Origin of the sequence: Streptomyces pyxinae (assembly GCF_024756275.1) — a bacterium.
In the GTDB taxonomy this organism is placed as follows: domain Bacteria; phylum Actinomycetota; class Actinomycetes; order Streptomycetales; family Streptomycetaceae; genus Streptomyces; species Streptomyces pyxinae.
The window spans coordinates 226,000-238,194 of the sequence record NZ_JANUGQ010000005.1; the positions used below are offsets into that span (position 1 = coordinate 226,000).

The window sequence follows — 12,195 nt, forward strand, 5'->3', positions numbered from 1 at the left end:
GTGAGGCGTCGGGTCACCGGCGGTGCTTGCGCCCGTAGGCGATCGGATCGCCGAGATTGGTGCGGGTCTGGATGGTGAACTGCCGGGAGGCGAGCTCGCTGAGGATCGTGTGCACCTGGGCTGCCGACTTGTCGGTCAGCGTCAGCAGGTTCAGCAAGTGGGCGCCGAGCTGCTCGGCGTCCAGTTCGCTGCGCAGCTGATCGCGCACGATGGTGTCGAGGGTGCCGCGCAGGGTGTCCCGGAGTTTGGCCTTCGAGTAGAGGCAGCGTACGGAACCCTCCATGTTCGCCACCGACTTGCCGATGACGGAGACGATGGGAGCCACATGGATGCCGCGGTGTGTGGAGTACCGCAGCACGGACATCAGGGCCACACCGTAGTTGAGTTCGGCCAGCGTGGCATTGGACCACCGGGGGATCTTCCGGGAGAGGTCCTGGATGAATCCGGGCACATCACTCCAGGGAGTCAGCGAGCCCAGCCTGATCCACTGGCGCGCGAAGCTCTCGCCGTCGTTGCGGGCCAGTGCGACGAAAAGACCGAGCACGGCGAGCCGGGCACCGCGGTCGAGCCGGCCGACCATGCCCCAGTCGATGATGTGGGCGGTGCCGTCGGAGCCGATGAGAACGTTCCCGGGATGCGGATCGGCGTGGAACCGGCCGGTGGTGAAGTAGGAGCGGAACATGAACTCGATGAGCTGATTGGCGGTCTTCTTGCGCTGCTTCTCGGTGAAGGCGTCCTCCTTCACCCGGTTGATGGCCACTCCGTCGGCCAGGGACTGGATGAGGACCTTCGGGGTGGCGTGCAGCACCTTGGGCACACTGATGTACTTGTAGTCGCGGGCCAGTTTGCGGCCGGCCTTCATGTGGGACGCCTCGCGGGTGAAGTCCAGTTCGTCCCGCATGGCGTCGAACAGCACCTCCAGCATGCCGCCCATGTCGATGACCGCGTTGAAGCGCGGGGTGAACCGGGCCGTCAGCCGGGCCACCCTGCCCAGGGCACGCATGTCGCCGAGGACGGCCCGGTCCGCGTCCGGGCGCTGCACCTTGATCACACAGTCGGTGCCGTCGCGGAGGGTGGCCCGGTACACCTGCGCCAGGGAGGCCGAACCCAGCGGCTCTTCGGTGCGTACGGAGGCGAACCGGTCCCGCCAGCCGGGCCCCAGTTCCCGTTCCAGCACCGGAGCGAAGGCGGCGAACGGCCGTGCCACCGCCTGGTCGTTGAGCAGGCTGAGCTCCTCCCGCACATGGTCGGGCACGAAGTCCGGACGGGTGGCGAGGATCTGGCCGATCTTGATGTAGAAAGGGCCGAGTTCCTCCAGGGTGCGGCGGAACTGACGGGCACGTTCCGCCGCGTGGTCCGCCCCGGGCTCCGGGGACGTACGCCGGACCGCCCGGGACAGGGAGCGCCCGGCCTCCTGGGAGGCCGCACGGGCGGCGATGCGTACCGCTCGCCGCCCCCGTCCCTCAGCCATCGTGGTCCGGTCGTACGGTCAGGAGCGCGGCCACCTAGTGGTCGCCCGCGCGTGCCGCGGGCCGGCCGCCGACATGGTTGGTGAGTGAGGCCACCGCACCGGTCAGTGCCGAGACCTGGTCACTGAGCGCGGCGATCTGCCGCTCATTGCGCCGCTGGCGCTTCTTGGTCTTGCTGCGCTTCCTCTTCTTGCCGCGGAGTCCCCGCCGAAGGCCCTTGTCGAAGCCTCCGACCATGTCGGCGAGCCGGTCGCCCGCCGAATCCCGACGTCTGCTCACGTTGCCGCCCCCTTTCGGGTCGCTGGTCCGGTGGCGCGCCAGGGGAGGAGCGCGAGGCGGGGTGCGGGCCGGCGCGCGTCCGGACCGGAAACCGTCTCCGGGGGTCGGCGCGTGCGCGGGGCGCCCCGTGCGCGGTGTGCTCGCCGGGCGCGACTCTGCCATGGCAGCGCCGAACCGGCTCCGCGTCAACCCACTGTCCCGGCCAGGGCGGCCGGGATGTGACATCGCTTGTCGTCCACGGCGTAGGTGTCAATCCGGTGGTGGGACTCCGGTGTGGCAGGGGGATCCGGGTCGCCATGAGTGCGTGGCAGGTGCTGTGATGCGGGAGGGCGGAGGGCCGCCGGTGTGACGGCAGCGCGTCGGAGGTGCGCCGGGGGCCGGCACCGGCCCCGCCCGGTCGGGGGACGAGGTGCCCCGGCGCCCGGAGCGTACAGTTCCGGCACTTGTGAGCCCGGGGGGCTCACCCCCTTGCGCACAGCCGAGAGTGCGTCATGCTGAACAAGTCGAACGTCTGATCGGCCGTTCCCCGTGCATACGCATGGCTCCGGGGCCGGCGGCACGAGTTCGGTGAACCCCCAGCCCCGGTACCTTCCGCGCGCGGCCCTCACCCTTCGGACCGCCGCACGGCCGGGGCCCACCACTTCTGCCGGAGCGGCGTACCCGGGCCCGGCCCGGACGCGCCGCCCATGACAGCTCTTCCACGGAGACGGATCCCGGGAGGGTCCTGCGCGCGGCGACCCCGCGACAAGCCGGCCCTGCCGGAGCACGACAAGGCGGCGCCGACGGCCCGCGGGCCCCGGACGCCGCGCCGACGGCCCGCTGGGCACGTACGCCGACGCCGACGGTCCGCTGGGCACGTACGCCGACGGCCCGCCGGACACGAGCGCCGGCGCGGCACGGCTGTGGCAGCCGGGGGACTGCGGCCGCTCCGTACTCCGCCGGTGCGACCGCGCGCACGGCGACCACCTCATGAGCCACGACCGAGGTCGGGAGGAAGCCCGATGGAGACACTGGATCTCGGGGGTACGGACCCCCGGGTACAAAGGCCCGGGGAGCGATTACTGTCCCGCGCCAGGAGAAGCGTCGACGAGGCGTTACGGGAGTTCACCGGGGACCTGCCACCCGGCGCCAAGCTGTGGAGCGGCTTCCACTTCGGCTGGTGGGACGAGCGGGGCCGGCCCGACTCGGCCCGCCCGGGCAAGGCCCTGCGCCCGGCGCTCGCCCTGGGCTGCGGCGAGTCGGTCGGGGGCGCCGCCCCGGACATCGTGCCGGTGGGGGCCGCCGTGGAGCTGGTGCACAACTTCTCCCTCATCCACGACGATGTGATCGACGGCGACCGGACCCGGCGCGACCGGCCCACCGTCTGGTCGATCTTCGGTGTCCCCGCGGCACTGCTGGGCGGCGACGCCCTGCTCGTCCACGCCTGCGCGGTGCTCGCGCGGGCGCTGCCGGAACGCGGGATGCCGCTGGTGCGGCGGCTGTGCGGAACGGTGCAGGAACTGATCGAGGGACAGGCCATGGACCTCGCCTTCGAGGCGCGCGACGAGGTGTCGCCGGAGGAGTACACGGCGATGGCCCTCGGCAAGACCGGGTCACTGATGGGCGCCGCCTGCGCCCTCGGCGCGCTGGCCGCCGGGAGCGAGCGGCCGCGCGCCGACCACCTGGACCGGTTCGGCCGGGCCCTGGGGCTGGCCTTCCAGATCACCGACGATCTGCTGGGGCTGTTCGGCGACGCCAGAGTCACCGGCAAGCCGGTCGGCGCGGACCTCGCCCGGCGGAAGAAGACGTACCCCGTGCTCGCCGCCCTCACCGCCGGTGGCCCGGCGGCGGCGGAGCTGGCGGAGCTCTACGCCCGGCCGGAGCCGCTGACCGGGGACCAGGTCGCCCATGGCGCCCGGCTGGTGGAGCGCGCCGGTGGCCGGGACCTCGCCCGCGAGGCGGCCCGGGACGCGCTGGAGCAGGCGTTCGGCCACCTGGACGCGGCCGAACCGCTGCCCGGGCCGCGCCGCGACCTGGCCGGGCTGGCCCTGATGATGACCGACCGGTCCCACTGAAACGGAGCCCGGTATGTCATCCGTACGCCGGCCGTGTGCCCGTACCCCGCTGCCCCCGTCGCGTCCGCTGCCCCCTCCGCCCCCTCCGACAGCCGCCGCCCCGGGGCTCGCCGGCGCGCCCGCCGCCCCCGAGGACGGCTTCTCCGCCCTGCCCGCCGCTGCGAGGGTCCCTATGAGTGCCCCCGTGCGGGCCGACTGCCATCAGCCGCTGCTCGACACTCTCGACGCTTTGGGCACCGGCGGCCTCGCGGACCTGGACAGCGCGGAACTGGAGCGGCTCGCCGGCCGCATCCGTGCCTTCCTGATCGACAAGGTGGGAGCGGTCGGTGGGCATCTGGGCCCCAACCTGGGCATGGTGGAACTGACCCTGGCCCTGCACCGGGTCTTCGCCGGCCCCCATGACACCCTGCTGTTCGACACCGGCCACCAAACGTACGTCCACAAGATCCTCACCGGCCGGGCCCGGGACTTCGACGGGCTTCGCCGGCCCGGCGGGCTCTCCGGATACCCCCGGCGCGCGGAGTCCGCCCATGACGTCATCGAGAACTCGCACGCCTCCACCGCCCTCTCCTACGCCGACGGCCTCGCCAAGGCGCGCCGGCTCACCGGCCACGGCGACCGGGCCGTCGTCGCCGTCATCGGCGACGGGGCGCTCACCGGCGGCCTGGCGTTCGAGGCTCTCAACAACATCGCCGCCGCCCCCGAGCGCCCGGTCGTCATCGTGCTCAACGACAACTCCCGTTCCTACGCGCCGACCGTCGGAGCGCTGGCCGGTCATCTGAGCCGGCTGCGCCGCGACGGCCCCCGGTGGCCCGCCCCGTCTCCGGACCAGGAGCCGGCCCCGGACCCGTCCCTGGCTCCGGGCCCGTCCGCCTCTCCTCCCTCTCCATCCCCGTCTCCGCCGCAGTCCCCCTCCTCTTCGTCTCAGTCCGCCTCACCGCCCCCCTCTCCCCCTCCTTCTCCGGCCGCGTCTCCGCCCCCCTCTCCCCCTCCTTGTCCGGCCATGTCTCCGCCCGCGTCCCCGAGGAATCTGTTCGAACTGCTCGGGCTGACCTATCTCGGCCCCGTCGACGGGCACGACACCCTGGCCGTCGAGGACGCCCTGCGGGCCGCCCGCGCCACCCGCCGTCCGGTGGTGGTGCACGTGGTCACCGTGAAGGGAAAGGGGTATCCGCCGGCCGAGCGGGATCTGGCCGAGTGCATGCACGCCGTGGGGGTGCTGCCGGACCCCGACGCGCCGCCCGCCGCCGTGCCGGAACCGACGTGGACCGAGGAGTTCTCCACCGCCCTGTGCGCGCTGGCCGCCCGGCGCGAAAGGCTCGTCGCCATCACGGCGGCCATGCCCGGACCCACCGGTCTCACCGCCTTCGCCCGCCGCTTCCCCCAGCGCTGCTTCGACGTGGGCATCGCCGAGCAGCATGCCGTGGCCTCCGCCGCCGGGCTGGCCCTGGCCGGGCTCCATCCGGTCGTCGCCGTGTACGCGACCTTCCTCGGCCGCGCCTTCGACCAGCTCCTGATGGACGTGGCGCTCCACGGCCTGCCCGTCACCTTCGTGCTGGACCGCGCCGGTGTCACCGGCCCGGACGGACCGTCCCATCACGGCATGTGGGACCTCAGCCTGCTGGGCGCCGTACCCGGCCTGCGGCTGGCCGCCCCCCGGGACGCCGAGCAGCTGCGCCTGCTGCTGGCCGAGGCCACCGCCGACGACAGCGGCCCCACCGTTCTCCGCTTCCCCAAGGGGAACCCCGGCGCCCCGCTGCCCCGTCGCCGGCGCCACGGGACGCTGGACCTGCTGCACACCGCCGCCACCCCCCGGGTCCTGCTCGTCCCCACCGGACCGCTGGCCCGTCAGGCGCTCGGCGCCGCCCGCGCCCTGACCGCCCGGGGCATCGGTGTGACGGTGGCCGACCCCCGCTGGCTGCTGCCGGTACCGGACGAGCTGCTCGAACTGGCGGACCGGCACCGCCTGGTCGTCACGATCGAGGACAACACCCGCAGCGGGGGATTCGGCGCCGCCGTCACCCAGCGGCTCGCCGCCACCCACCGCCGCACCCCCGCGCTCGCCCTCGCCCTGCCCGGACGGTTCCTGGCCCATGGCACCCGGGCCGGCATCCTGGCGGAGGCCGGCCTCGACACCGGCGGCATCATCCGCTCCGTCCTCGCCCACCCCGCCCTCCGCGCCCCGAGGTGATCCATGGCCGTCTCCGACTTACCCGCGCCGGCGCCGCCCGGCCGCGCACCCCGGCGCCGCTCCCGGCAGATCCACGTCGGCACCGTACCCGTGGGCGGTGACGCCCCCGTCTCCGTACAGACCATGACCACCACACCGACCACCGACACCGACGCCACCCTCCGCCAGATCGCGGAGGCGACCGCCGCCGGCTGTGACATCATCCGGGTCGCGGTCCCCTCCCAGGACGACGCGGACGCCCTGCCGGTCCTCACCGCCAAGTCGCCCATCCCGGTCGTCGCGGACGTCCACTTCCAGCCGCGTTACGTCTTCCAGGCCATCGACGCGGGCTGCGCGGCCGTCCGGGTCAACCCTGGCAACATCAGACGGTTCGACGACAAGGTCAAGGAGATCGCCGGCGCCGCCCGGGCGGCGAACGTCCCCATCCGCATCGGCGTCAACGCGGGCTCCCTCGACCCCCGGCTCATGGCGAAACACGGTGCCGCCACCGCCCAGGCCCTGGTCGAATCCGCGCTGTGGGAGTGCTCCCTGTTCGAGGAGCACGGTTTCACCGACCTCAAGATCGCCGTGAAGCACCACGATCCGCGTACCGTGGTGGACGCCTACCGGCTGCTCGCCGCCCGGTGCGACTACCCCCTCCATCTGGGCGTCACCGAGGCCGGCACCCCGCTGCAGGGCTCCATCAAGTCCGCCGTCGCCTTCGGCATCCTGCTGTCCGAGGGCATCGGCGACACCATCCGGGTCTCGCTCTCCGGTCCGCCCGCCGAACAGGTCAAGGCCGGGTGCCACATCCTCCAGTCGCTCGGTCTGCGCCCCCGCAAACTGGAGATCGTCTCCTGCCCCGGCTGCGGTCGCCTCCAGGTCGACATCCACCGCCTCGCCACCCGGGTCGAGGCCGCCTTCGACGGGTTCCCCCATCCGCTGCGCATCGCCGTCATGGGCTGCGTCGTCAATGGCCCGGGGGAGTCCCGGGACGCCGACCTGGGCGTCTCCTGCGGCAACGGCAAGGGGCAGATCTTCCGCAAGGGAGAGGTGCTGCGCACGGTGCCGGAGAGCCGCATCGTCGAGACCCTGCTGGACGAGGCACTCGCGATGTTCGAGTGACGAAGCGACGGGAGCACACACATGCAGACCGACGACCACATCGCCCTACCGCCTCTCTGGTGCCCCCTCGAACTGCGGGTCAGGGAGGGCGAGAAGGTCTTCCAGGAACGCTCGCGCGCCTGGCTGGAGCGCCACGGCCTGGACGAGCGGTCCCTCCGGCGGGCCGCCGCCACCGACACCGGTTTCCTCGCGTGCGTCTGGGCGCCGGACGGATCCGAGGAGGGCGTCCAGCTGCTCGCCGACTGGCTGGTGTGGGCGCTGCTCTTCGACGACTACTACTGTGACACCGGTCCGCACTCCGTCCGGCCCGGCACCTTCAACCCGCTGACCGCCCGGATGATGGCCCGCGCCCTCTACCCCGCCACCGCCAGGACCGGCGACCCGGCGTTCGACGCCTTCGCCTCCGCGCTCGCCGACATGATCCGCAGGATCGACGCGCTGGCCGACCCCCAGCTGGCCCAGTTGTGCGCGCTGGCCCACTACCAGTGGGCGGTCGGCGCCATGTGCGGGGTCAGCGACCGGGCCGCCGGCTCGCTGCGGAGCGTGGAGGATCATGTGCTCATCCGCCCCGGGGACGGAGCGGACATCCTCTCCGTCCATATGATCGAGGTGGCGGAGGGGACCGTGCTTCCCGCCCGGGACCGGATCCGGCCCGAGGTCCGGGCCGTCACCCAGGCCGCCGGAATCCTGCTGACCGTCCCCACCGATCTCGCCTCGTACGCCCATGAGCACCACCAGGGGTGTCTGGAGTCCAACCTCGTCCATCTCGTCGCCGCCCGGCGCGGCTGCCCGGCCCAGGACGCCGTGGACCAGGCGTGCGCCCTGCTGGAGTGCGTCATGACCTTCTTCGTCACCATGCGCGACCGCCTCCGTGAGCACGGCTCGGAGAGCATGCTCCGCTACACCGACCAACTGGCCCATCTCGTCCGGGGCACCTACGAGTGGCAGCGCTTCCTGCCCCGCTACACCACGGTTCTCGACGTCCCCCGGCACGGAGGGGCCGAGGACCCCGCCCTCCGTCCGGCAGACCCCGCCCGCCGCCCGGCCCACGCCCTCCATGACATCGCACCGGACCGGAGACACCCGGGCGCCGGCCTTCCCGCCCCGCTCGCCTGGTGGTGGGAGCTGCTCGACCGGCCGGCCTGACCCGGCGAAGCCCGGTGCCCGGCTCTCTCTCCCGTATCCGCTTTCCACCCTCCGCCCTCCGCCCTCCGCCCGAAGGAGTCCGCCCGTGCCCGCCCCCGACGTTTTCGTCCTGGACCCGAACGCCACCGACCCGGACGCCGAGCACAAGCAACTGCGCGCCATCGGCCCCGCCGTCAAGGTGGACATGCTCGGCGTCACCGTCTGGTCGGTCAACCACCCCTATCTGCTCAAGGAGTTACTGGCCAACCCGGATGTGTCCCGGGACGCCCGGCTGCACTGGTCCGAGTACGACGAGGCCCTCAAGACCTGGCCGCTGATCCTCTGGGTCGCGGTGGAGAACATGTTCACCACCTACGGCGAGACCCGCGCCCGGCTGCGCCGCCTGGTCGCCCCCGCCTTCACGGCCCGTCGTATCCAGGCCCTCAAACCCACGGTGGACGGCCTCGCCGCCGGACTCATCGCCCGCCTCGCCGAAAGGCCGGCCGGCGAAGTGGTCGATGTGCGCACCGAACTGGCCTCCCCGCTGCCGGTCTCCGTGATCAGCCACCTCATGGGCGTTCCCCCCGACCAGGGCCACGCCTTCGGCCAGGCCATCTACAGCGCCTTCGGCAGCACCGACACCCTCGAGCAGGTGATGGCCGACGGCGCGCATCTCATCGCCATGCTCGAAGAGCTCATCGCGGTCAAACGCGTCACCCCCGGCGACGACCTCACCTCCCAGCTCATCGCCGCCCGGGACACCGAGGGCGACGGCAGCGCGCTCACCGAGACAGAACTGCGGGACACCCTGATGCTGGTGATCGCCGCGGGCACCGAGACCACCGTCAACCTCATCGAGCAGACCATCGTCCTCTGTCTCACCCACCCCGAACAGCTCGACCACCTCAGGTCCGGCCGCGCCACCATCAGCGACCTGGTGGAGGAGGCACTGCGCTGCGAGCCGCCCTTCCGGCACATGCCGATGCGGTACGCCGTCCACGACATCCCCCTGCCCGACGGGCAGGTGATCGCCCAGGGCGAGGCCATCCTCGCCTCCTACGCCGCCGCCAACCGCCACCCGGTGTGGCACCAGGACGCCGACACCTTCGACATCACCCGGCCCGTCAAGGAGCATGTGGCCTTCGGACACGGCGTCCACTTCTGCCTCGGCTCCGCCCTCGGCCGCCTCCAGACGGCCAGTACGCTCGCCCAGTTCTTCGAGGCCTTCCCGGACGCGCGGCTCGCGGTCCCCGTGGAGGAACTGACGCTGCTGCCGTCACTGATCTTCAACGGCCACCGGTCGCTGCCGATGATCATGCGCCCCGGGCGCTGACCGGTCGCCGCGGTGGGTTCCGGCGGGTCCGGAACCCACCCCGGCACCGTGCCACGCCGACCGCCCGGCCCGGCCATCGCCGCCCACCGGGCGCCGCCCTCTCCCGGAAAGGGGAGCCATGAGTCCCGGTCAACTCCTCGCCGCCCTGGCCACCGCGGCGGTCGGCCTGCTGGGGGCCCTGACGTTCCGTCTTCAGCACCCCGCCCCCGGTACGACCCTCTCCATCACCCTGCCACCCGGGCCACCGCTCACCACCGTGACCGTCCCGGGGCCGACTCCGCAGCCACCGCCGCTCACCGCCGTGCCCGGGCCGCCGCCCACCCCCACCACGGTGGTACGCGTCACGGTGTCCGCCACCCCTTCCACACCGCCGGCCTCCGCGCCCGTCCCCACCCCGCGCCCCCGTCCCACCGACTGCCCCGCACCGGCGCCGGGCGAGAGACGGGAGACGGCTCCCTCCGGGGCGTCACCCTCACCCCTCCCGACCATCGTCCCCCCGGCCACCACTCCACCGGTCAGTACGCCGCCGGGCACACCGCCGCCGACCACACTCCCCACCGCCACCGCCACCGCCTCTCCGTGCCCCGTCGCACCGGTGGAGGGCTGCTGTGCTCCGTCGCCGTCCGCCCCGCCCCCCACCGCTCCGTCCCCGTCCGGTGCCACTCCCACCGTCATCCCCACCGCCACCGCCACCGCCACCGCCACCGCCACCGCCACCGCCACCGCCACGGCCACCGCCGAGCCGGGCCCGGAGGGAACACCCTGAGCGAGGGCCGTGGGCCGTGGCCACCGGCCCGACACACTCCAGGAGGACCGACAGATGATCACAACAGGTGCACATGGGCACCCCGTCCTGACCGGGACGGCGGAGGAGATCCGGGACCAGATCGACCGGCTCCGCAGGCAGAGCCCGGTCGTCAAGGCCGAGGCGGGCGGTGTGCTCGGCTGGCTGATCCTCTCCCATGACCTGATCAAGGAGCTGGCCGTCGATCCGCGGGTCTCCCGCGACTTGCGCAATCACGGGCCCGAGGAACTCCGCACCAGCACCAACCCCATGGTCGCGCTCGCCCGGATCAACGATGTGAGCAATCTGTACGGGGAGGAGCACCGGGCCGAACGAGCCCGGCTCTCCGGCCCCTTCACCCACCGCCGGGTCCAGGCGATGGAGTCCGCCGTCCGGCGGGAGGCCGACCGGCTCACCGGGGAACTGGCCGCCACCGCCCCCGGGGAGGTGGCCGATCTGCGGCAGAAGATCGCTCGTCCGCTGCCCGCCGCGGTGATCTGCGACCTGCTGGGCGTCCCGGATCATCTCCGGGGGCCGCTGCTCGAAGCCATCGACGCCATGGTCGACCTCACCGAGCGCCCGCCCGCCCAAGTGGCCGAGGACATCGCCCGGTTGCGCGTCCGCATGGACGAGCTGCGCGCCTACAAGCTGGCCAATCCGGCCGATGATCTCTCCACGGCCGTGGTACGGCCCCCCGACGGCCGGCCGCCCCTTCCGGAAGACGCCCAGCGGGACACCCTCTTCGGGGTCATCGGCGCGGGCTACGAGACCACGGTCAATCTGATCACGGCCGCCTTCTTCCATCTGCTGCGGGACCGCGCGGCCGTCCGGGACCTGCTGGCCGGCCGCGTCGACTATGAGGACGTCGTCGAGGAGACCCTGCGCCTCCAGGGGCCGCTGTCCCAGCTCCCCTTCCGGTACGCGCGGGAGGACATCCGGCTGGACACCGGGGCGGTCATCCGCAAGGGGGAAGTCATCAGTTTCATGTACGCCGTGGCCGGCCGCGACCCCGCCGTACACGCGGAGGGCCCGAATGAATTCCAGCCGAGTCGCCCGGTCAAAAGTCATGTGGCATTCGGTCACGGTGTCCATCACTGCCCCGGCTCCTCGCTCGGGCGGCTGGAGGCGGTCACGGTATTGCGGGCCGTTATGACGGCCCTGCCCGACATGACACTGGCCGACCCGGAGAGTGAACCTCCATTGATTCCCTCCATGGTCATCAATGGTTTTACGAGCCTCCCGGTCGTGCCGCATCCTCTCTCCTCGGGTGCCTGAATCACACCGGGTTTCCCGGGCCCCGGGCATGACGCGGCGCCGTTGCCGCAATTCCGCTGCCCCTCGGGGCGAGCGAGGGCCTCCCGGCCGGTGCGGGCCCCTGTGGCCCCCGCACCGGCCGGGAGGTTTCCGCCCCCCTACGCCCACTTCACCCCGCGCAGGGTGATCTTCTGATCGTCGTCGACCTGGATGGTCAGGTCGATCAGGCGGCCGTGCCAGTCGGCGAACGCGGGCGAGGTGCTCTGGACGGCGCCATGGACGCGCCACACCAGCTTGGTCGCGCCGGCCTCGCGCCGCGCGGCCCCGGTGGCCTTGACGGAGGCCGTCCCCTCGCCCCCGGTCGCCCGCAGGATGCCCTTCCCCGTGCCGACGAAGGAGTCGGCGGAAATCGCTTCCGCCTCATAGGTGAATAAGGCCTCGACTTGGTGCCCGTCGAACGTGCCGTCCGCGGCATAGGATATTTCAACGATGTCGTGGCCGTTGCGCTGTTCCAGTACGCGCGTTCCGGTGACGTGCCCGCTCAGTTTCAGCGCGACCTTGGCAGATTCCTCGGACATATGCCCTCCCGGGTCATGGAATGT

Annotated in this window: 10 protein-coding genes; 6 read left to right on the forward strand and 4 right to left on the reverse strand. The window is 72.6% G+C overall.

All coding sequences use genetic code 11. The annotated features are described in order from the left end of the window. Positions 1–13: 13 nt before the first annotated feature. Together NX801_RS08855 and NX801_RS08860 are read right to left on the reverse strand one after the other, a co-directional pair. Positions 14–1,471: an ABC1 kinase family protein gene (locus tag NX801_RS08855; RefSeq protein WP_258786657.1), complete on the reverse strand. Its 1,458-nt coding sequence runs from the start codon at positions 1,469–1,471 to the stop codon at positions 14–16. Between the two features lie 34 nt (positions 1,472–1,505). Then, positions 1,506–1,748 (reverse strand): hypothetical protein, encoded by a 243-nt coding sequence (locus NX801_RS08860; protein ID WP_258786658.1) that lies wholly within the window; start codon positions 1,746–1,748, stop codon positions 1,506–1,508. Positions 1,749–2,749: 1,001 nt separating this feature from the next. Between NX801_RS08860 and NX801_RS08865 the strand changes: the two genes are divergently transcribed. The 5 genes from NX801_RS08865 to NX801_RS08885 all read left to right on the forward strand — a co-directional run bounded on the left by NX801_RS08865 (position 2,750) and on the right by NX801_RS08885 (position 9,555). Beyond that, positions 2,750–3,802, forward strand: a complete 1,053-nt coding sequence (locus NX801_RS08865) for a polyprenyl synthetase family protein (RefSeq protein ID WP_258786660.1) — start codon at positions 2,750–2,752, stop codon at positions 3,800–3,802. A 172-nt stretch (positions 3,803–3,974) separates the two neighbouring features. Continuing rightward, positions 3,975–5,993: a 1-deoxy-D-xylulose-5-phosphate synthase gene (locus NX801_RS08870; protein WP_258786661.1), complete on the forward strand. Its 2,019-nt coding sequence runs from the start codon at positions 3,975–3,977 to the stop codon at positions 5,991–5,993. Positions 5,994–5,996: 3 nt separating this feature from the next. Further along, entirely contained in the window at positions 5,997–7,097 is a 1,101-nt protein-coding gene (gene ispG, locus NX801_RS08875) for a flavodoxin-dependent (E)-4-hydroxy-3-methylbut-2-enyl-diphosphate synthase (RefSeq protein ID WP_258786662.1), read from the forward strand. 21 nt (positions 7,098–7,118) lie between these two features. After that, positions 7,119–8,243, forward strand: a complete 1,125-nt coding sequence (locus NX801_RS08880) for a terpene synthase family protein (RefSeq protein WP_258786663.1) — start codon at positions 7,119–7,121, stop codon at positions 8,241–8,243. Between the two features lie 85 nt (positions 8,244–8,328). Continuing rightward, a complete protein-coding gene (locus NX801_RS08885) occupies positions 8,329–9,555 on the forward strand; it encodes a cytochrome P450 family protein (protein WP_258786664.1) in 1,227 nt (408 codons plus the stop codon). Between the two features lie 192 nt (positions 9,556–9,747). Here the strand turns inward: NX801_RS08885 and NX801_RS08890 are convergent, their stop codons facing one another. Next, complete coding sequence (locus NX801_RS08890; RefSeq protein ID WP_258786745.1) at positions 9,748–10,290, reverse strand: hypothetical protein; 543 nt, start codon at positions 10,288–10,290, stop codon at positions 9,748–9,750. 85 nt (positions 10,291–10,375) lie between these two features. On the opposite strand from NX801_RS08890, the gene NX801_RS08895 reads away from it, so the two are divergent. Next, on the forward strand, positions 10,376–11,614 hold the full coding sequence (locus tag NX801_RS08895) for a cytochrome P450 (RefSeq protein WP_258786665.1): 1,239 nt from the start codon (positions 10,376–10,378) through the stop codon (positions 11,612–11,614). 137 nt (positions 11,615–11,751) lie between these two features. On the opposite strand, the gene NX801_RS08900 is transcribed toward NX801_RS08895, so the two are convergent. Beyond that, positions 11,752–12,171, reverse strand: coding sequence for a hypothetical protein (locus tag NX801_RS08900; protein WP_258786666.1), 420 nt, complete (start codon positions 12,169–12,171; stop codon positions 11,752–11,754). Positions 12,172–12,195: the final 24 nt, after the last annotated feature.

What these genes read in the sequence shown, in the direction of transcription:
- NX801_RS08895 (WP_258786665.1), top strand. Translation starts at nt 10,376, where the DNA reads ATGATCACAACAGGTGCACATGGGCACCCCGTCCTGACCGGGACGGCG.
- NX801_RS08900 (WP_258786666.1), bottom strand. Translation starts at nt 12,171, where the DNA reads ATGTCCGAGGAATCTGCCAAGGTCGCGCTGAAACTGAGCGGGCACGTC.
- NX801_RS08855 (WP_258786657.1), bottom strand. Translation starts at nt 1,471, where the DNA reads ATGGCTGAGGGACGGGGGCGGCGAGCGGTACGCATCGCCGCCCGTGCG.
- NX801_RS08865 (WP_258786660.1), top strand. Translation starts at nt 2,750, where the DNA reads ATGGAGACACTGGATCTCGGGGGTACGGACCCCCGGGTACAAAGGCCC.
- NX801_RS08880 (WP_258786663.1), top strand. Translation starts at nt 7,119, where the DNA reads ATGCAGACCGACGACCACATCGCCCTACCGCCTCTCTGGTGCCCCCTC.
- ispG (WP_258786662.1), top strand. Translation starts at nt 5,997, where the DNA reads ATGGCCGTCTCCGACTTACCCGCGCCGGCGCCGCCCGGCCGCGCACCC.
- NX801_RS08870 (WP_258786661.1), top strand. Translation starts at nt 3,975, where the DNA reads ATGAGTGCCCCCGTGCGGGCCGACTGCCATCAGCCGCTGCTCGACACT.